We start from the raw sequence: 19,202 nt of genomic DNA, 5'->3' as shown, positions 1-19,202 counted from the left end.
CCGTTCACCGGCAGGGTCAGCTCCGGGGTGACCGCCCTGCCGAGGGTGAACATGCGACGGATTGGAGGCGAACATGACAGGAACGTCGGAGGCGGACCAGGCACCGCCCGCTCCCTGGCCGGGCACGGACCAGGTACCGTCCGCGCCCACGCCCTCCCCGGGCGCGCTACCGCCCACGCCCTCCCCGGGCGCGGACCAGGCACCCGCCATGCCCACGCCCTGCTCGGGCCCCTCGGTGTGGAAGGGCCCGGAGCTCGTCCACCCGGAGCAGTGGCAGCTGCACCTGTCCGGGACCCGGCTCGCCGAGATCGACTCCGCCCTGCGGGAGACGCGCAGACGGGATCTCACCCTGCTCAGGCTGACGGCCGCCGACTTCCCGCTCCCCGGCCTCGCCGCCGACCTGGCGCGCCTGTCCGGTGTCCTCGAACACGGACGCGGGTTCGCGGTCGTCCGGGGCCTTCCCGTCGACAGGCTCGGCGAGACGGCCGCGAGCACCGTGTTCTGGGGGATCGGCCGACACCTGGGGCACCCCGTGCCGCAGAACGCCGACGGAGTCGTCCTCGGCCACGTCCGGGACACCGGCCGCAGTCTGGGCGACCCCGCCGCCCGCGGCTACCAGACCCGGGAGGCCCTGCCCTTCCACACCGACCCCACCGATCTCCTCGCCCTGATGCCGCTGCGCACGTCCCGCACCGGCGGACGCGTCTCGCTGGTCAGCTCGGCCGCGGTCCACAACGCGGTACTGGACCTGCGACCCGATCTCGCCGGGCGCCTGTACCGCTCGTACCACTTCGACCGCCGCGACGAACACGCCCCCGGTGAGCCTCCCTGTACGACCGCCCCGCTGGTCACCCGCCACGGCGGCCTCGCCGGCGCGCTGAGCATGCGGTACAACCGGTGCTATCTCGAATCCGCCCAGCGCTTCCCCCAGGTGCCCCGCCTGGAGCCGGCGGACCGGGAGCTCTTCGACCTCGTCGACTCCGTGGCCGCCTCCCCGGAGTACCGGCTCGACCTCGACCTCCGGGCCGGGGACCTGCTGCTGATCAACACCCACCGGGTGATGCACGCCCGTTCGGCGTTCGAGGACCCTCGGCCGCCGGAACACGCACGCCACCTGCTGCGCCTGTGGCTGGCTTTCGTCCAGGAAGCGGGTAGCCAGGACGCACACCCCTGGGTCACTCTTCGCGATGTGATCCGACCGCGCGCCACCGCCGCGCCCCGCGCGACGAATTCAAGGAGATTCCCGGCATGACCAACCTCGTCACCCTTCTGGCCGCCACCGCCGCGGCTCACGGCGAGCGCGTCGCCGTCCGCCACGACGACAGCACGCTCACCTACGCCGAACTCGACGACGCCAGTGCCCGGGTGGCCGCGCTGCTGCGGGACCGCGGCGTGACGCCGGGCGACCGCGTCGCGCTGACCATGCCCAACGTCCCGCTGTTCCCGGTCCTCTACTACGGCATCCTGCGGGCCGGCGGTGTCGTCGTCCCGATGAACCCGCTGCTCAAGGCCCGCGAGGTCGCCTTCACCCTGCGCGACTGCGGAGCGCGTGCCGCACTGGTCTTCCCGCTGTTCGCCGAGGAGGTGACGAAGGCCGCCGCCGAGACGGGCACCGATTGCCTGGTGACCGATCCCGAGACCTTCGACGCCCTGCTGCGCGGCCACGAACCCCTGCGCGACACCCCGGACCGGGCCGACGACGATCCTGCCCTGATCCTCTACACCTCGGGCACCACCGGAACGCCCAAGGGCGCCGAACTGTCCCACCGGAACCTGGCCCGCAACACCCTCACCACGGCCGAGACCCTCCTCCAGGTCGGACCCGAGGACGTTCTCTTCGGCGGTCTGCCCCTCTTCCACGCCTTCGGCCAGACCTGCGCGCTCAACGTGGCCGTCGCGACCGGAGCAACGCTGACCCTGCTGCCCCGGTTCGACCCGCGCAGCGCCCTGGAGATCATCGCCCGGGACAAGGTCACCGTCTTCCTCGGCGTGCCGACCATGTACGCGGCGCTGCTGCACGCCGACCTCCCCGACGGCTTCGACGCCGGCCTGGTGCGCCTGGCCGTCTCGGGCGGGGCCGCGCTTCCGGTCGAGGTCCTGCACGGATTCGAGCGGCGCTTCGGCGCCGCCGTCCTCGAGGGGTACGGGCTCTCCGAGACCTCACCCGTCGCCGCGTTCAACCACCCGGACCGCCCGCGCAAGGCGGGCTCGATCGGCGTGCCCATCCGCGGGGTCGAGATGCGGCTCGTCGCCGAGGACGGCGGCGTGGCCGCGCCGGGCGAGGTCGGCGAGATCGCCATCCGCGGCGAGAACGTCATGACCGGGTACTGGAACCGCCCGGACGCCACCGCGGAGGCGATCCGCGACGGATGGTTCCACAGCGGAGACCTGGCCCGCGTCGACGAGGACGGCTTCTACTTCATCGTCGACCGCAAGAAGGACATGATCATCCGGGGCGGCTACAACGTCTACCCGCGCGAGATCGAGGAGGTGCTGTACGAGCACCCCGCCGTCGCCGAGGCCGCCGTCGTGGGGGTGCCGCACCCCCTGCACGGTGAGGAGGTCGCGGCCGTCGTCACGCTCAGGCCCGGCGCCGAGGCCACGGCCGAGGAGATCCGCGCGCACGCCAAGGAGCGGGTCGCGGCGTACAAGTACCCCCGTGTCGTGGAGATCGCGGCCGAACTGCCCAAGGGTCCCACGGGCAAGATCCTCAAGCGCGAGATCGTGGTCGGCGGCGCGTGAACCGGTGAGGGGCGGGGGCCTCGGTGGCGGTGGTGGCGATCCCGCCGCGGTCACCGTTCCCCGCCGCCGTCACCGCCCCTCGGCCGCGGCCCCGCGAGGATCAGGCTCTCGACGCCCTCGTACACCCCGCGTTCCCGGTCCGCCGCGCGGCGTCCGGACAGCACGCTGCCGAGCCAGCCGAACGCGAAGCCCAGCGGGATGGACACCAGCCCCGTGGTGGTGAACGGGAACCAGTTGAAGTCGGCGGCGGGAAAGGCGGACGTCGGGGAGCCGGACACCAGTCTGGTGCCCGGCATCAGGACCAGGACGGCGAGGGTGCCGCCGATGAGCGTGCTCAGCAGCCCGGCGCGTGTGTAGCGGCGCCAGAAGAGGCTGTAGACCAGGGCGGGGGCGATCGCCGAGGCACCCACGCAGAAGGACATGGTGGCGAGCGGTTGCAGGCTCCGGTCCTGGACGAGGACCGCGAGGGCGATCACCGGCGCGCCGACGACCAGGGCCGAGCCGCGGGCGAAGGCGGTCTCGCGCTGGGACGACATGGCGGTGGCGCGGTCCGCGAAGACGTCGTGGGCCAGAGAGTTGGCGCAGGCGAGGGTCATGCCGGCGACCGAGGCGAGCAGGGTGAGGAAGATCGCTGTGGTGACCGTGGTGAGCACGAGGGTCTCCGGCCGTGACACCACAGGGCCGAAGGCGGCACGGGAACCCAGCAGATAGGCGGTGTGCCCGCGCGGATCGGCGGCGGTGACACCGGACCGGCCGATCATCGCCGTCGCGCCGACGGCCACGACTCCCGCCACCAGCATGAACAACGCCACCGAGGACACCGCCCAGGACATCGAACGCCGCACCTGGCGGGCGTTGCCGGCGGTGAACATCCGCATGGTCACGTGCGGCAGGCAGGCACCGCCGAGCACGATGGCGAACTGTGTACTGATCATGTCGAGCCGGGGATGCGGGCCGCCGGCGAACTGGAGCCCGCCGTGCAGGAACGCCTCCGGCGCGCCACTGCGGTGCGCGGCAGCGGTGAACAGTTCACCGGGGTTCCAGTGGAACCGGCCGAGGATCAGCACCGAGACGACGATCCCGGAACCGAGGAGCGCGACCATCTTCAGGAGCTGGATCAGCGCGGTCCCCCGCATGCCGCCGATGGCCGCGTACGTGATCATCAGGGCGCCGACTCCCACGATGCAGCCCGTCTTCAGAGAGCTGTCCGTGAAACCGAGGATGAACGCCAACAGCTGTCCTGTGCTGGCGAGTTGGACGAGCATCATCGGCACGAGCGCGGCGATCGTGACACCGCACCCGGTGATCCGGACGGCACGCCCGGGCATCCTGCGGGCCAGTACGTCGCCCATGGTGAACCTGCCCGTGTTCCGCAGGGGTTCGGCCAGCAGGAACATGAGCACCAGCAGCGAGAGCAGAGTGCTCAGCGCCAGGACGACACCGTCGAAACCGCACAGGGCGATCACGCCGCCGATGGTCAGCACGGTCGCCGCGGAGATGTAGTCGCCGGCGATGGCGAGTCCGTTGCGCAGCGGGGACAGCGATCGGTAGCCGGTGTAGAACTCGGCGAGATCGTCGCTGTCGGGGCCGGTCAGCACGCACAACAGCAGGGTGACCGTGACGGCGATGGAGAAGGCGACGAGCGACCAGGACTGTGTGGAGCCGGCGAAGGCGCTCACCGCTTCCGCCCCTGCTCGCCGCTCGCCCACGGGACGCTCCGGTTCACCCGGTGGGCGAGGGGATCGACATGGCGGCGGGCGGTGCGCTCGTAGACGAGCACGGCGAGCCAGGTGGCGGGGATCTGGGCGAGGGCGATCACCAGGCCCGTCGAGAGACCACCGGTGACGGGCCGGTCCATCAGGGAGGGGCAGCCGGCGCAGAGGCCGAGGAAGAGGGTGAAGCAGCCGAGCACCGCGAAGGTGGTGACGCGCCGCTGCCGGCGGTAGGCGCGCCGCAGGATGCGCAGATCGCGGTGGTGCCCGGTCCAGGCGCGGGGTGCTGCCCCGCCGCGTAAGGGTTCCGCCGCGGCCGGGTCCGGGACGTGGTGGGCGAAGGAGCTGGGGTGTCCCCGTGGCGGTCGCGCGGGCCGTGGGGCGGAGCTGTCGTGCGGCATGCCGGTCTCCTGGTGGGCTGCGGGCCCGGCGTACACGGACTGCCGGACGGTGGGGACGGCTCGGGTCCTCGCACGCTATGCGGCTCCTCGGCCCGTGCGAAGGGCTTTCCTTCAACTACCTGGTCGGAGTGCGTCCACGCCCCTGACCTCGTCTGTTGTCGAAGAAACCGCTGTTGCGCCCGGGCTCGGAGTGAGGGCTGGGGTGTCGTCGGCGCGGACGTCCGGTGCACGCGCACCGGGCGCCGGTCCCACCGTGAGGCGGGGTTCCGGGGGCGCAGGTGCGGGTCGGCGAGTCGGTCCGGGAGAGCGGCGGCAGGGGGATTCGGCGTGGGACGGCGGGTGTCGTCGGCACGGGACGGCGGGCGTCGTGGGAGCGGTCGGTGCGGGCTCAGGAGGAGTCGCTCAGTTCGTTCAGCGGTGTTCCGTGCGCCCAGCGCCGCAGGCACGAACCGTCGATCAGACGCACACCGCCCTGGCGCCGCGCCCACTGGACGTCACGCCGGGTGAACGCTCCGCGGTGCACCACGAGACGCAGCGGCGGGCCGGGGCCGCCCGGACGTCCCGGACGCGAGGGCGTGTCCTCGTCGGGCAGCGGCTCGGCCACGGGCCGGAAGGCGACTTCCAGACGTCGCCCGTGGCCGTCCCGCGCGCGGACCCGGACGCGGGCCTCGCTCCTGCGCGGCGGGAGCACGCGCCAGCCGTCCCGGCGCAGCATCCGCGAGACGGCCAGGGCCAGTCCCTGCGTGTCCAGCTCCGCGAGTTCCCCGGGTGTGTAGAAGCCGAGGCGGCGGCGGGCTCGCGGACGGTACCGCCGCATCGCGGCGGGGGTGGTGACGGCCACGACGGCCAGGGCACCGAGGGGTACGCCGATCCCGGCCACGCGGTAACCGACGGCAAGACCGGCGACGACCGCGCAGAGGACGACGACCACCGCCGTGAGGGCGGGCAGTACATCACGAAGTGCGGGGCCGTAGGCTCCTTCCGCACGCAACCGGCGGACGGCCGACCGCCGCCGCGCGCGTCCGGACAGGCGTTTTTCCGCTGTCCGCCCCCTCCACCCCACTCGGGCCCCCCAACCCTCGCGCGCCTGGGCGCGTTCGGGGAGGACTACCCCTCGTGGGCGGGCCGGTCCCCTCGGGACGGGATCCGGCCATGAATCCGGCCGAACTCTTTCGAGGCGGCGCGACGTGTGGGGCACGATCGGTTCCGGTGGCCGCGGAGTCCTGTGCGGCGGGCCGTCCCGCGGGGGCGGCGGACCGGTGGACGGGAGCGGGGGCGGCGGACGCGTCGTCCGCCGCCCCCGTCGGCATGTGTCCGCGGAACGGATCCCGGACGGGCTGCCGGACCGGTCAGACGGTGCCGCTCTCGGAGACGACGATCTTCTTGGAGGTCCTGCCGGAATCGCTGCCGAGCGCCTCGATCGCCTTCACGACGTCCATGCCCTCGACGACCTCACCGAAGACGACGTGCTTGCCGTCCAGCCAGTTGGTGACGACGGTGGTGATGAAGAACTGCGAGCCGTTGGTGTTCGGGCCCGCGTTGGCCATGGACAGCAGACCCGGCTTGGTGTGCTTGAGCTTGAAGTTCTCGTCGGCGAACTTCTCGCCGTAGATGCTCTTGCCGCCGGTGCCGTTCTGCCGCGTGAAGTCGCCGCCCTGGAGCATGAAGCCCGGGATGACCCGATGGAACGGCGAGTCCGCGTAACCGAAACCGTGTTTGCCGGTGGCGAGCTCACGGAAGTTCTGCGCGGTCTTCGGCACGACGTCGTCGTAAAGCTTGAACACGATGCGGCCCAGCGGCTCGCCGTCGGCGGTGACCTCGAAGTAGACGTTCTCGCTCATTGCTCTGCTCCTCATGTGATGCGAAGGTTCGCCTCCGAGCATAGAGAAGCGGAGCCGGTGGGCGCGTGACCGGGGGTGATCATTCGGTGCGTGGCCCGGAGGGACGCGACGACGGGCCGCCGGTGGCACGGGCTCCGGGAAACGCCTGGAAGGCAGCGGTCCGCAGCGGGACCGGAGGGGTTGACGACCGCACACGGGCATGAGCCCTGGAGGCTTCGGCCCCGGACGCGCCATGGGTCCGGGGCCGAACGGGACACCGCCGGCCACCGGCGTGGCCGACGCGCCCTCCTATTCCACTTTCGCCCAGTCGAGTGTGCGCTCCACGGCCTTCTTCCAGTCCGCGTACCCCTGTCGCCTCCGGTCCTCGGACCACTGGGGCTCCCAGCGCCTGGACTCCTGCCAGTGGGTGCGCAGTTCGTCGGTGTCCTGCCAGAAGCCGGTGGCCAGTCCCGCCGCGTACGAGGCACCGAGCGCGGTGGTCTCGGCGATGCCGGGACGGCTGACGGGCACACCGAGGACGTCGGCCTGGATCTGCATGCACAGCTCGTTGGCGGTCACACCGCCGTCGACCTTGAGCACGTCCAGATGGACTCCGGAGTCCTGCTCCATCGCCTCGACGACATCGCGGCTCTGGTAGCAGATGGCCTCCAGCGTCGCCCGGGCCAGGTGGGCGTTGCTGTTGTACCGGGCGAGCCCGACGATCGCGCCGCGGGCGTCGGAGCGCCAGTACGGGGCGAACAGGCCCGAGAACGCCGGGACGAAGTACATCCCGCCGTTGTCCTCCACGGTGCGGGCCAGCGTCTCGCTGTCCGCCGCGTCCGTGACGATCTTCATCTGGTCGCGCAGCCACTGGATCGCGGATCCGGTGACCGCGATGGAGCCCTCCAGCGCGTAGACGGCCGGATCGCCGCCGAACCGGTAGGCGACGGTGGTCAGCAGGCCGTGCCGCGAACGGACCGGCTCCGTACCGGTGTTGAGGACCAGGAAGTTGCCGGTGCCGTACGTGTTCTTGGCCTCGCCGGGCGCGTAGCAGACCTGTCCGACGGTGGCCGCCTGCTGGTCGCCGAGCACGCCGGTGATGGGGATGGGGGCGCGCAGCGGCCTGGACATGCGCGTCGTGCCGTACGCCTCGCGGTCGGACGAGGAGTTGATGCTGGGCAGCATGGCCCTCGGCACACCGAAGAAGCCCAGCAGTTCGTCGTCCCAGTCGAGGGTCTCGAGGTCCATCAGCATGGTGCGGCTGGCGTTGGTCACGTCGGTGGCGTGGATGCCGCCGTCGGGGCCGCCGGTGAGGTTCCACAGGACCCAGGCGTCCGTGTTGCCGAACAGGGCGTGGCCCGCTTCCGCCGCTTCGCGGACCCCGTCGACGTTCTCCAGGATCCACTGGATCTTGCCGCCGGAGAAGTAGGTCGCGGGCGGCAGTCCCGCCTTGCGGCGGATGACGTCGCCCCGGCCGGAACGCTCCAGGGCCGCGGCGATGGAGTCGGTCCGGGTGTCCTGCCAGACGATGGCGTTGTAGTAGGGACGGCCGTTGCGCGGGTCCCACACGACGGTGGTCTCCCGCTGGTTGGTGATCCCGATCGCCACCAGGTCCTCCGCGGTCAGGTTCTTGTGCCGCAGGGCGTTCTGGATCACCGAGTTGGTGCGTTCCCAGATCTCCACCGGGTCGTGCTCGACCCATCCGGAGCGCGGAAGGATCTGGGAGTGTTCCATTTGATGCTTCGCCACCTCGTTGCCCGCGTGGTCGAAGATCATGAATCGGGTGCTGGTGGTCCCCTGGTCCACCGCGCCCACGAAGTCAGCCATGGGTCGCCGCCTCTGTTGCGGGTGTCAGTCCTGGGGAACCGGGATCTGTCCCGGTGGCTCGGGCTCCGCCATCGGCAGGAACCGGCCGATGAAGAGCTTGTACATGCCGGCGCCGAGCACGCCGCCGATCAGCGGACCGAGGATCGGCACCCAGAAGTAGAAGTTGCCGTACTGATCTCGCCATGCCCCTCCGTATCCCGTGAGGAAGCTGGCCAGGCGCGGTCCGAAGTCACGTGCCGGGTTGATCGCGTAGCCGGCGAGGGTGCCCCACGCCATGCCGATGCCCACGACGAGCAGGCCGATGATGAACGGGCCCAGGTTCGCGCCGGGCGGGGTGTTGAGCAGGTCGGTGACCGCCATGATCACCAGCAGCAGGATGGCGGTGCCGATGATCTGGTCGCGGAACGCGCCCCACTCGTGGACCGGCAGGTTCGGATTGCCGTTGGCGGGCAGCGTGGAGAACACGCCCTGGGTCTTGATGGTGTGTCCGGGGTCGACCTTCGCCAGGGCTTCCGTGTAGTTCCAGCGCACGATCAGCGCGGCCACGAAGGCGCCGACGGCCTGGGCCACCACGTAGGGAGCCACCTTGCGCCACGGGAATCCCCTGAACGTGGCGAGGGCCACGGTCACCGCGGGGTTGAGGTGGGCGCCGCTCAGCCGTGCCGCGACGTAGACGCCCATGGTCACGCCGATACCCCAGGCCCAGGCGATGCTGTCGTGGTTTCCCAGACCGCCCGGCGGCGTCGTGAGTGCTCCGCCGGCGACCACCTGCGCCACCACGCCGCACCCGAAGAGGATGAGAATCATCGTGCCGAGGAACTCACCGGACAGCTCGCCGATCAGCCCCGACCTTCTGAACCGCTCAGTCATGGAAGCCCGCTTCCCGCCGGTCCAGGACCGGCTGTTGACCGCCGCCCGAGCCCTCCCTCACCTCAGCATAGGATGATCAAGAGCAATTTGCATCAAAAGTTAACTATCGTGTTTTGTCGCTACATCGTCCTGGACGATGACGTTCTGACGCTGTGGGGAATGGTCGTCCCCGAGAGGGCCGGAGCGGATCCGGGCACGTCAGGCGGGCACCGTGACGATGCCGAGCGGCTCGCTCGTGGGCTGCCGTGATCCGCCCGCCGGTTCGGCCGTGATGCCTACGGCGCTGACGTCCCCCAGGGAGCCGTGGAGCAGTTGGGCGTGCCCGCCGCCGGAGCCCGGGAGCAGGCCCGCCGGGCGCAGGTCACCGGACTTCGCGGCGTACCAGAGTTCGTAGACCTGGTCGTTCTCGAGGCGGGGCAGGTCCGAGGCGATGAAGGCCGCCCGTCCCTGGGAGCGGGAGGAGACCACGCTGATGTCGGCCCCGCCGCTCAGTCTGCGCGTGCTGATCGTGGCGTCCCGGGCCGTCAGGAGGTCGGCGAGAGCAGAGGCCTGTGCCTTTCCGGCGGTGACCTCGGCGTGCGCCTCGTCCGCCCGGGTGTGCTGCCAGACGGCGATTCCGCCGAGCGCGGCCGCGAGGGCCAGGCATGCGGCCAGGGCCGCCCGCAGTGCCCGCCGGCGGACCGGAAGGGTGCGCGGGAGACGCTCCTGGCGCGTGCGGGCGATCTGTTCGAGGACCTGGCGGCGCAGTTCGGGGGAGGGGGTCGCGTCCTGGGCCGAGGCGAGTCGCAGCGTGACCCCGGTCAGCTCCGCCACCTCGTCCCGGCACGCGGGGCAGCCGGCCAGATGGTTCTCGAACGAGGCTTCCTCGGACGCCGGCAGGGCGTGCAGGACGTACGCGCCGATGAGCTGGTGCGGGTCTTCGGCGGCCGTCATCTGCCGGCCTCCAGACATCTGCGGAGCAGACGCAGCCCGGAGCGCATCCTGGACTTCACGGTGCCGGCCGGCGTGGCCAGGCAGGCGGCGACCTCGAGATAGGTCATGCCCTGGTAGTAGGCGAGCACCAGCGGTACGCGTTGATGCCGCTGCAACTCGGCGAGGCAGCGCTGCACCCGGTCGTGGTCCTCGTGCCGCTCCACTGCTTCGGCGACCTCGTCGAAGGGGCGGTCCTCCGCGAGCAGGGCGCTGCGCCGCTCCCGCTCCGTACTGGCCTGGACGTGCCGGACCCGGTCGACGGCCCGCCGGTGCGCGAGGGTCAGGACCCATCCCCGGGCGCTGCCGAGCTCGGGGCGATAGCGGTCAGCCGTCCGCCAGATCTCCACCATCACGTCCTGTGTCACCTCCTCGGCCTGTGCCTCGTCCCGCAGTACGCGGCAGATCAGGCCCTTGACCGGCCGCGCGAGGGTGTCGTACACGTCGGCGAACGCGTCCTGGTCGCCCTGCGCGGCGCGCTCGAGCCGGGCGTCCAGCCAGGTCTCCGCCGATGGGTGCCGTCGCGAACCGTGTCCGTCCTGGCCGGTCTTGGGCATCGCTCACAGAATCCGTCCGTTGCTTCCTTCTCGCCCGGCCCGACCGGCCCGACTGGTTCGACTCTCCGGCGCGGCCGTCTCCTTCGCAGCGCGGCGGGGCCGTTCGCCGACCGGCCTCGAGGGGGAGGGGGCTCTTCACCGTGTATTCGTGGCCGCCGGGCCCGCGGATGACTGCGAGCGGCCGGGGAAGCGGCCCGTCCGATCCCCCTCCGAAAACTCGAACCAAAAACTTACATGGGTCTATCCTCATACGTACCTTTCGTTGCTCCGAATGGCTTATGTCCCGCACATCGAGGGCCCGGAAACGTACCGTCAGCTTCGGCGCGGACTTCCCGGACATCGCCCCCGTTGTGCACGTCCACAGCATTTCGAGGGAGGTGAGTCCGATGACCACACACATCAGCCCCCGGCGGCTGCTCGCCGGTGTGGCCGCGACAGGCCTGCTGGCCGGAGGGGCCGCGCTGGGCATGGCCGGTTCCGCTGCCGCGACCCCGGCACCGTCGCCCACGCCTTCGGCGACGGCGCCCGCCCACCACGGTCACCACGACCGCTGCGAGTGGAAGAAGGGCCACTGGGTGAAGAAGTGGGTGCCCGGACACTGGGTCAAGAAGTGGGTCCACCAGGACTCCTGGCACCACGGCCATCACACCCACGGCTGGATGCAGAAGTGGGTCTACGTTCCCGGCCACTGGGACCACGTGTGGGTCAAGGGCCACTGGGACTGCCGCCATCACCAAAACCACTGAGGGTTCCGGTCGAGGTGTGAGGACCGGGTGCGGTCACCCCGCCCCGGTCCGCTCACCCGCGGTGCGTGCCGGCGCGAGCGTGCCGCAAACGCGGTGGAGCAGGGCCGATCCGTTGGTTAGGCTCGCCCGATGACCACTCGCACTTTCCGTATCACCGTTCGCGGTGTCTTCGACGGACTCAGCCCCGACCAGCGTGCCGAACTTCTGGAGCACGCGTCGGAACACGACGTCCTGCAGGCGGCCTTCACCCCCGAGGGGCACCTCAGCTACGACGTGGCCGCCCGGCCGGCCTTCACCTTCCGCTTCCTGGACTCGGGAGAAGCGGAGGAGGACATCCTGGAGGCGCTCGAACGGGCCGAATCCGCCGCGACAGCCTGGCTGAACGAGCGCGGATACGGCTTCAAGAGGCTCAAGTCCCAGGGTGAGGACCTCTCCCTCGCGCCGCTCGGCAAGCGGCAGCGGCGGGCCATGGCGCAGAACACCCCCTGACTCCTCGGAGTGCAAGGGGGATGTGTGCTGCAGATATGCTTGAGTAGTCAAGGAGGTGTCAATGAGCAGAGGCCTGGACGCGGCACTGCGGCTGGTGAGGGCGCAGGCCGCCCTGGTGAAGCGGTTCGACGCGAGCCTCGGCGGACTGCACGGGGTGAGCCTGGCCGACTTCACGCTGATGCTGCGGCTGTCCCAGGCCCCGGGCGACCGCATGCGCCGGGTGGACCTGGCGGAGGCGTTGGGGCTGACGGCCTCCGGCGTCACCCGGGGCCTCGTCCCCCTGGAACGCATCGGGCTCGTCAGACGCGACGCGGACGCCCGTGACGCGCGGGTGGCCTATGCGGCGCTGACGGAGACCGGCCGGGAGCGGCTGGCGGACATGCTCGTCACCGCCGAGCACGTCGCCGGAGAGATCTTCGCCGAACCGGAGTGGACCGAGGAGGGGACGGCACAGCTCGCCGGCCTCCTCGGTCGCCTCGGCGGCACCGGGTTCACCCGGCGCGAGCCCGGAGGCTCCTGAACCCGCCGCCGCCCGTCCCGGACGGGGCGTCCTTCCGGACGTTCCGCCCGGGACATTCCTGCCGTGACCGCCCCGCCGGCAGCCGCAGGGATCGGTGGAACCGTGGCCGAGGCCGGGAAGAAGCGGCGGCGACCATCCCGGAGCCCGGGACGGCGGAGCGAACGGCGCCTGCCGACGAGGGTGCCGGAAGCCCGCGAAATCGGCGTGCGCCGTGACGGACGTCCTCGGTACGGTCCGGTGATGGACAACAGGGACGGTCACTTCGGCGAGCGTGTCGCGGCGGTGTACGACGATTCGTCGGGGGAGATGTTCGAGCCGGACGTCATCGACGCGACCGTCGGTTTCCTGGCGGGTCTGACCGGAGGCGGCCGGGCGCTCGAGCTGGGCATCGGGACGGGTCGTATCGCGTTGCCGTTGGCACGGCGCGCGGTCGAGGTCCACGGCATCGACCTGTCACGAGCGATGGTCGCCCGGTTGCGGGCCAAGCCCGGCGGTGACGCGATCGGCGTCACGATCGGTGACTTCGCCACGACGAGGGTGGACGGGACGTTCTCCGTCGTCTACCTGCTCTACAACACGATCATGAATCTGACGACGCAGGCCGAGCAGGTGGCCTGCTTCCGCAACGCGGCGGCTCACCTGGAGCCCGGGGGCTGCTTCGTCATCGATGTCATAGTCCCGGAACTGCGAAGGCTTCCGGCCGGGCAGAACGTCGTGCCGTACCACGTGAGCCCGACGCGATGGGCCTTCGACATCTACGACGTCGCCACCCAGGCGACGAGCTCGAACTACGTCGAGGTCGTGGACGGTCGCGGTGAGTACCGGTCGATTCCCTTCCGGTACGTCTGGCCGTCGGAACTCGATCTGATGGCTCAGCTCGCCGGGCTGCGACTGCGCGAGCGGTGGGACGGATGGACGGGGGAAGCCTTCACGAGCGAGAGCCGTCGGCATGTCTCGGTCTGGGAGAAACCCGCCTGCCGAACATGACCGGGCGCCCCTCGCGTCCAGCGGGTCATGGGCTTCGGCCGCGGGCCGGGTGTCCGGTGACGCCTTGCCTGTCTCGTGAGCTCGGCGCACGCTGGTGGCATGGGAGCTCGCGACGGACCCACGCTCATCACCTCCGTCCAGCGGGCCTTCCGCCTGCTGGAGGCGGTGAGCGCGCACGAGAACGGCGCGCCCGCCAAACAGCTGGCACGCGAGACCGAGCTGCCGCTGGCCACCGCCTACCACCTGCTGCGGACCCTCGTCCACGACGGATACATACGCAAACTTGACGACGGTGGCTTCATCCTGGGTGACAAGATGCAGACGCTGCAGAGCCAGGGCCGCGGCCAGACGCGGCTCAGCCGGATCCGTCCCACACTCGCCGCTCTGCGTGACGAACTCGCCTCGGCGGCCTACCTCACCTTCTACGAGCAGGGCGAGATCAGGGTCGCCGAGATAGTCGACGGGCCCCGGGCGCCCCGGGTCGACCTGTGGGTCGGGTTCGAGGACGCCGGGCACGCCACCGCGCTGGGCAAATGCGTCCTGCGGGAACTGGACGAGGAGTCCCGCAACGACTACCTCGCCCGGCACGCCCTCGCCGACCTCACCCCGCGGACCATCACCAGCCGACGGGAACTGCTGCGGAGCCTGGCCTCGCCGCCGATGGCCCCGGCCGTCACGGACCTGGAGGAGTACGCTCTCGGCACGGTCTGCGTCGCCGTGCCCGTCTACAGCGGGGACACGCTCGGCTCGCTCGGCGTCTCGCTCCCCGCCGAGCGGCTGTCCCGGCTCGACGAGGTCCTGACCCGGCTGATCCCGACCGCGAACCGGGTGACCAGAAGCCTGTCGCTCACTATCTGAAATCTCCGTTCTTGTGGATCACGCCTCGAACGTCTTTCCTAGACCAATCGGACATTTCAGGGATGAACCCAGGTGAGGACTGCGGACCAGCATGAGTCATGCCCGAGAGCACGGTAGCGAGCACTGGCCCAAACGGACGTTCGGGAACCGAAGCGTCCGTTCCTGGGCGGCGGTCCGCAAGCGCGCCGCCCACCTCGCCTTCGGCACCCCCGTGCTGCCTTTACTGATCGTCGCCGCCATCGTGCTCGTCGACCTGGCCGGCGGGGCGGGGGTGATCTGGCTGCCGCTGTTGGCGGCCGGACCCGCGCTGGCGGCCACCACCAGCCGGCCGCGCGGAGTTCTGTGCGTCGGTTTCCTGGCCGCGGCGCTGAGCGCGATGCTCGGCACCCGGGACGGGGTTCCGGGCGGCGAGCTCACGGCGGTCCTGTCCGCCCTGGGGGCCGTCACCCTGGCGAGCGCCCTGGCCAGCGCGCTGCGCTGGCGCCGGGAGCGGGTCCTCGCGGCCGTCCGCTCCGTCGCGGAGGCGGCCCAGCACGCCCTCCTCGCACCCATCCCCTCGAACGTCGGACCGTTCCAGGTGGCCGTCCGCTACAGCGCCGCCGCGGCGGAGGCCCGGATCGGCGGGGACCTCTACGCGCTCGTGCCCACCCCGTACGGTGTCAGGATGATCATCGGCGACGTCCGGGGCAAGGGACTTCCGGCCGTGGGCATGGCCGCGCTCGTGCTCGGCGTCTTCCGTGAGGCCGCCTACGACGAGCCCGATCTCCTGACCGTCGTCGCCCGGATCGAGCGGAGTCTGGCGCGCAACCTGGACTACGACGACTTCGTGACCGCCGTGGTCGCCGGGTACCCGGAGCCGGGCCGGCTGGAGGTCGTCAACTGCGGACACGCGCCCCCGCTGCACGTCCGCGCGTCCGGGAGCGTCGCGTCGGTCGACCCCGTCCATCCCGCTCCGCCCCTCGGGCTGCGGGCCCTGACGGGGGAGACCCCGAGCCTGCAGGTGCTGCCCCTGGCCGACGGCGACCAGCTGCTGCTGTACACCGACGGCGTCACCGAGGCCCGGGACCACGGCCGGGAGTTCTACGCTCTCGCGGAAGGCCTGGCCCGGCATGTGTCCGACGAGCCGGCGACCACGCTCGCCGGGCTCGACGCCGAGCTGCAGGCCCACGTGGGCGGCCGGCTGCACGACGACGCGGCCCTGCTGCTGCTCCGCATGCCGGCCGTCACCGACCCGGAACCCGCGGCCGTCGTGGGCGGCGGTTCCGCTTCCGTCCCTTCCCCGCCGACGCCGCCCGCAGTGGCTGTCGGCTGCCGCAGGGGCGCGGAGTAGCCCTTCCGGAGAGGGCGCCCTCACCTCAGGAGCGCACCCCCTGACCCGGGTCAGTGCCGCGCGAACTGGAGCCGGGTCGACTGGACGGCGTCGGGGCGCAGCGCGATGCCGTCGACGGTCAGCCGTTCACCGTAGATGTCGGTGATCCTGATCGCGCCGCCGCAACCGCCGCCGTCCTCGGCGAGGAAGTAGTTGTAGTCGGTGCGGGGCAGCTGCCGCCATCCGCCGCCGCTCCGCAGTTCCAGCCCGGCCACCGGGTTCCGGTGGCCGATCACCTGGAGCGCGCACCAGTAACGGCTGGAGCCTGTTTTGTAGCGGACCGCGATCGTGCCGGAGCCGGCGGGGCTCAGCAGCTTCCACGTGACCGGGATCCGCCCGGCCGCCGGGTTCGCGAGCCGGGCGAACGCCTGCGCGCTGAGGTCGAGCTGCCCGGGAGCGCAGCCCGTCGGACATTCGTTGGTGATCCGGACCGTGACGGTCGCGCCGCCGGCCGCGCGCACCAGCACGTACGCCCCGCACGCCTTGGACGTCTCGTAGTCGGTGTGGTTCATCGCCGCGGTCATGAGGTCGTCGCTCGGACCGTAGGAGCAGGAGCCGCCGTCGCCGGTGCCTGCGTCATAGGTGGTCGCCACTCCCCGGTGGTCGGTTCCCGGGCGGATCCGTCCCGCGAGGGAAGCGGCCGTGGCCGTGGTCCGGGAGGTGGGCGAGGCCGACGGCCGCGCCGGGGCGGTCGAGGGGCGGGCCGTCGCGGTCGCGGAGACGACCGGGCTCGGCGACCGCGACGCCGAGGGGGACGTGGATCCGGCCGGAGACGCCTGGCCGGCGGCCGCGGTCCCCCGGGACCCGGCGGCCGCCGTCGCCGCGGTGTGCCCCGCGTCGGACCGGTCACCGGGCCGGAACGCCACGACCAGGCAGATCAGAGCGCCTGCCGCGACCAGTGCGACCGGGGCGACGGACCGCGGCCCCGGCCGGTGTCCGCGCCGCCGCGTGCCCTGCCTCGTTTCCTTCATGTGCATCCGTTCGGGAGATCGAGCCGGGACTGTGCCCGTCGGTCGCCGCGGGAAGCGAAAAGGCCGCCGCCCGTTCCGCGCCGGACAGGGCGGGAACCACCGGCCGCCGAGCCCCGCTCCGCACCCCCGGCCGCCGCCGTCCGGTGGGGGCGGGACATGTCTACTACGGACGACGGGTTGACGGGGCCACGTCGAACAAACCCGTTCGATCGGTTTCCGGCACGAACGGGGGTCACCCCGCCCCGGGGCACGCCGGCCGCCCGGCCCCGGTCCACCGGTGCTCGGTGTACCGGGCATGCGTCGGTTCCGGGGATGGGACACAGTGGTGCCATGGGCCGCCTGTGGATGACGTGGTCGATCGACGGTGTCGGATCGGCCGGCCAGAACGTCGCCGACGTGGAGGCGGCCTGCCGCGCTCTGGTCGGCTCCGTGGAGCGGTCCCGGCGGGCCTTCGACGTCCCGGAGCCGTGGGAGGAGCTCCGCGCGTCGGCGTTGATCCTCCAGGACCGGATTCTGGGGCCCGGGCGCGAGGTCCTCGACCAGGGCCGGGAGTGGGCCTCGACCCTGAAGGGTGTGAGCATCCTGCTGGTGCCGCGCGAGTGAACCGCCAAGGCCGCCGGTGCCGGGCCGGCACCGGCGGCCGGGCCCGCGCTCGCCGTCCGCGCGAGGCCCCGGTCACCTGCCCGGCCCCGGTTCCGCCAGGAGTGTCAGACGCTCGCTGCCGGAGACACCACGCCGGTCGCCCCCCGGAAGGCGGGGTGGTCGCCGAGGCGGCGTACGTAGGTCAGGAGCCGGGGACGCGCGCCGAGGGCGCCGGACCGGCCCAGCCCGGTGAGCGCCACCCACGCGTCCACGTCCGCGGCCGTGAGGACGTCGCCCAGGACGTAGGCCCGCGAGGCGAGTTGACAGTCCAGCAGATCCAGCGCCGCCGCGAGCTCCGCGGGTGGGGCGGACGGCGTGACATGGCGGGCCAGCAGATCGCGGAGCGCTTCGATGTCGGCGGTCAGGGACGGAGGGCAGAGCGCGGAAGGGCAGGCCGTCGTGTGACCGGAGAGCAGCCCGGCGAGATCGCGGAGGATGTCGGGCGTGTGGTTGCTGACGATGCGTCCGCTCCACCGGTCGCACAGCGCGGGCGCCGTCAGCGGACCGTCGAAGTGATGCTCGGTGGCCTCGTAGGCACGGCGCAGTGACGTGAAGGCGTCGGGGGTGCGCGCGGGGTCCGTGAGGAGGGTGGTGGCGACCGAGTCCCGCAGGCCGAGCAGTCCGAGGGTGATGGCGATCCGCAGCGAGCGCGGACAACTCCCCGACAGATACAGCTCGTAGCGGTGCGGCGCCGGGTAGAAGCCGCCGGCGATGCCCACACCGATGCGGCTGTCGACACGGTGGGGGAAGGCGGCCGCCGGCGTCGCGGGCTTGAGCCGAAGGGCCGAGGGGATGGAAATCTGGTCACAGGGACGCGGGTTGGCGGTACTGGACGTGCGCGAAGCTGTCTCGGGCATGACTCTCCCTGGGGGAAGAAGGAAGCCACCGCCGCTTTGTGGGCACCGGCGGCCGGGATGCGGATTGACTGCGCTTGTCGCACCGGTCCGGATCGAACGGACCGGCCGCGGATCAGTAAGCGCTGGAGACACGCAACAGATCGATGTGCAGGCGCCTCGTCAAGCCGTTCCTTGGCATTCCCACCGGTCCCGACCTCAGGGCTCGCGAGACGCGAGACCACGCTTGCCCCGCCGCGCCGGCGGGACCCGGTCGTCACCCGGGGCACCCCGTCGCGGTGGAAGGGTTGCCTGTCAGCGGGCCGGGGCCGATGACCACAGGCGCGGGGGACCCGCACCGTGGGCGCTGACAATCGTGACCGTCCATGCCAGTCTCGGGGCGCTCTGTTGCGCCGTCAAGAAGGCCGGGTGCGCGGTCTCACCTGGTGGTCACGCGCATTGACATTCTTTTCCGGACAGCCCTAACGTGCGGCCCACGACGGGATGACTTCCGACCGGAGAAGAAATGGTGACGGCGATGAGCACAGCTGAGGGGACGGCCGCATGGCGGCGCCTCGGCCGCGATGTGCTCTGCGCCGACCGCTCCGTGGACCTGCTGCGCGTCAACAGCGCGCTGTGTACGTGTCTGTGTCGCTCCCTCAGCCAGAGCTGACGCCACCTCAGAGTCCTTGACGACCACCGCTGTCGCGGTGCGTCCCTTTCTGCCCAGCCCCCGTTGTGCATGCGACCGCGCACCGCCGTGGGGCGAGCCGGCTCCGGCGCGGCCCGGCGCGGTCCGCTCGCGGCGGCGGGGGGGGCGCATCCGCGGGAGCTCTTCATGAGTCAACCACCCCGCCGCGCCGGGTCCGTGGGGGCCGCGACCCCCCCC

Annotated in this window: 21 protein-coding genes and 1 riboswitch; of the genes, 10 read left to right on the top strand and 11 right to left on the bottom strand. The window is 71.7% G+C overall.

What is annotated here, in order from left to right:
• Positions 1 to 73 precede the first annotated feature (73 nt).
• Both ACH4S8_RS06895 and ACH4S8_RS06890 read left to right on the top strand, forming a co-directional pair.
• On the top strand, positions 74 to 1,252 hold the full coding sequence (locus tag ACH4S8_RS06895; protein WP_398391617.1) for a TauD/TfdA family dioxygenase: 1,179 nt from the start codon (positions 74 to 76) through the stop codon (positions 1,250 to 1,252).
• The gene (locus ACH4S8_RS06890) at positions 1,249 to 2,742 is read left to right on the top strand and encodes a long-chain fatty acid--CoA ligase (protein WP_398391615.1); all 1,494 of its coding nucleotides are present in this window, start codon (positions 1,249 to 1,251) and stop codon (positions 2,740 to 2,742) included. Before ACH4S8_RS06895 ends, ACH4S8_RS06890 begins: the two co-directional genes overlap by 4 nt.
• A 50-nt stretch (positions 2,743 to 2,792) precedes the next feature.
• On the opposite strand, the gene ACH4S8_RS06885 is transcribed toward ACH4S8_RS06890, so the two are convergent.
• From ACH4S8_RS06885 to sigK, 8 genes are all read right to left on the bottom strand, one after another.
• Positions 2,793 to 4,421 (bottom strand): cation acetate symporter, encoded by a 1,629-nt coding sequence (locus ACH4S8_RS06885; protein WP_398391613.1) that lies wholly within the window; start codon positions 4,419 to 4,421, stop codon positions 2,793 to 2,795.
• Positions 4,418 to 4,855, bottom strand: coding sequence for a DUF485 domain-containing protein (locus ACH4S8_RS06880; RefSeq protein WP_398391612.1), 438 nt, complete (start codon positions 4,853 to 4,855; stop codon positions 4,418 to 4,420). The genes ACH4S8_RS06885 and ACH4S8_RS06880 overlap by 4 nt, the downstream gene beginning before the upstream one ends.
• 388 nt (positions 4,856 to 5,243) lie before the next feature.
• Complete coding sequence (locus ACH4S8_RS06875; protein WP_398391610.1) at positions 5,244 to 5,846, bottom strand: hypothetical protein; 603 nt, start codon at positions 5,844 to 5,846, stop codon at positions 5,244 to 5,246.
• 358 nt (positions 5,847 to 6,204) lie between these two features.
• Positions 6,205 to 6,696, bottom strand: coding sequence for a peptidylprolyl isomerase (locus ACH4S8_RS06870; protein ID WP_398391608.1), 492 nt, complete (start codon positions 6,694 to 6,696; stop codon positions 6,205 to 6,207).
• Between the two features lie 288 nt (positions 6,697 to 6,984).
• Positions 6,985 to 8,502, bottom strand: coding sequence for a glycerol kinase GlpK (gene glpK / locus ACH4S8_RS06865; RefSeq protein WP_398391606.1), 1,518 nt, complete (start codon positions 8,500 to 8,502; stop codon positions 6,985 to 6,987).
• 24 nt (positions 8,503 to 8,526) lie between these two features.
• Positions 8,527 to 9,372, bottom strand: a complete 846-nt coding sequence (locus tag ACH4S8_RS06860; protein WP_398391605.1) for an MIP/aquaporin family protein — start codon at positions 9,370 to 9,372, stop codon at positions 8,527 to 8,529.
• Between the two features lie 198 nt (positions 9,373 to 9,570).
• Positions 9,571 to 10,305 carry an anti-sigma factor domain-containing protein gene (locus tag ACH4S8_RS06855; RefSeq protein ID WP_398391603.1) on the bottom strand — a complete coding sequence of 245 codons (735 nt, stop codon included), beginning with the start codon at positions 10,303 to 10,305 and terminating at the stop codon, positions 9,571 to 9,573.
• Positions 10,302 to 10,898, bottom strand: coding sequence for an ECF RNA polymerase sigma factor SigK (sigK, locus tag ACH4S8_RS06850; RefSeq protein WP_398391601.1), 597 nt, complete (start codon positions 10,896 to 10,898; stop codon positions 10,302 to 10,304). Before sigK ends, ACH4S8_RS06855 begins: the two co-directional genes overlap by 4 nt.
• 386 nt (positions 10,899 to 11,284) lie before the next feature.
• Between sigK and ACH4S8_RS06845 the strand changes: the two genes are divergently transcribed.
• The 6 genes from ACH4S8_RS06845 (at position 11,285) to ACH4S8_RS06820 (ending at position 15,828) form a co-directional block, all read left to right on the top strand.
• A complete protein-coding gene (locus tag ACH4S8_RS06845) occupies positions 11,285 to 11,644 on the top strand; it encodes a hypothetical protein (RefSeq protein WP_398391599.1) in 360 nt (119 codons plus the stop codon).
• 129 nt (positions 11,645 to 11,773) lie between these two features.
• Entirely contained in the window at positions 11,774 to 12,133 is a 360-nt protein-coding gene (locus tag ACH4S8_RS06840) for a DUF6204 family protein (RefSeq protein WP_398391597.1), read from the top strand.
• 61 nt (positions 12,134 to 12,194) lie between these two features.
• Complete coding sequence (locus ACH4S8_RS06835) at positions 12,195 to 12,653, top strand: MarR family transcriptional regulator (protein ID WP_398391595.1); 459 nt, start codon at positions 12,195 to 12,197, stop codon at positions 12,651 to 12,653.
• A 240-nt stretch (positions 12,654 to 12,893) separates the two neighbouring features.
• On the top strand, positions 12,894 to 13,640 hold the full coding sequence (locus ACH4S8_RS06830) for a class I SAM-dependent DNA methyltransferase (protein WP_398391593.1): 747 nt from the start codon (positions 12,894 to 12,896) through the stop codon (positions 13,638 to 13,640).
• 99 nt (positions 13,641 to 13,739) lie between these two features.
• Entirely contained in the window at positions 13,740 to 14,498 is a 759-nt protein-coding gene (locus ACH4S8_RS06825) for an IclR family transcriptional regulator (RefSeq protein WP_398391591.1), read from the top strand.
• Positions 14,499 to 14,589: 91 nt separating this feature from the next.
• Complete coding sequence (locus ACH4S8_RS06820; RefSeq protein WP_398391589.1) at positions 14,590 to 15,828, top strand: PP2C family protein-serine/threonine phosphatase; 1,239 nt, start codon at positions 14,590 to 14,592, stop codon at positions 15,826 to 15,828.
• Between the two features lie 50 nt (positions 15,829 to 15,878).
• Here the strand turns inward: ACH4S8_RS06820 and ACH4S8_RS06815 are convergent, their stop codons facing one another.
• Positions 15,879 to 16,838, bottom strand: coding sequence for an expansin EXLX1 family cellulose-binding protein (locus ACH4S8_RS06815; protein ID WP_398391587.1), 960 nt, complete (start codon positions 16,836 to 16,838; stop codon positions 15,879 to 15,881).
• Between the two features lie 330 nt (positions 16,839 to 17,168).
• Here ACH4S8_RS06815 and ACH4S8_RS06810 point away from each other — a divergent pair, with 330 nt between their 5' ends.
• A complete protein-coding gene (locus tag ACH4S8_RS06810; RefSeq protein WP_398391585.1) occupies positions 17,169 to 17,441 on the top strand; it encodes a hypothetical protein in 273 nt (90 codons plus the stop codon).
• 104 nt (positions 17,442 to 17,545) lie between these two features.
• On the opposite strand, the gene ACH4S8_RS06805 is transcribed toward ACH4S8_RS06810, so the two are convergent.
• Both ACH4S8_RS06805 and ACH4S8_RS06800 read right to left on the bottom strand, forming a co-directional pair.
• A complete protein-coding gene (locus ACH4S8_RS06805) occupies positions 17,546 to 18,337 on the bottom strand; it encodes a cell envelope biogenesis protein OmpA (protein ID WP_398391583.1) in 792 nt (263 codons plus the stop codon).
• 112 nt (positions 18,338 to 18,449) lie between these two features.
• Positions 18,450 to 18,515 carry a putative leader peptide gene (locus tag ACH4S8_RS06800; protein WP_351121255.1) on the bottom strand — a complete coding sequence of 22 codons (66 nt, stop codon included), beginning with the start codon at positions 18,513 to 18,515 and terminating at the stop codon, positions 18,450 to 18,452.
• 36 nt (positions 18,516 to 18,551) lie between these two features.
• A riboswitch (SAM riboswitch) is annotated at positions 18,552 to 18,695 on the bottom strand.
• Positions 18,696 to 18,851: 156 nt separating this feature from the next.
• Here ACH4S8_RS06800 and ACH4S8_RS06795 point away from each other — a divergent pair.
• Complete coding sequence (locus tag ACH4S8_RS06795; protein WP_398391581.1) at positions 18,852 to 18,986, top strand: hypothetical protein; 135 nt, start codon at positions 18,852 to 18,854, stop codon at positions 18,984 to 18,986.
• Positions 18,987 to 19,202 lie beyond the last annotated feature (216 nt).

This window comes from Streptomyces sp. NPDC021080, assembly GCF_044333225.1.
In the GTDB taxonomy this organism is placed as follows: domain Bacteria; phylum Actinomycetota; class Actinomycetes; order Streptomycetales; family Streptomycetaceae; genus Streptomyces.
The sequence above is the reverse complement of the archived record's forward strand: the minus strand, read 5'-3'. Positions and strand labels throughout refer to the sequence as shown.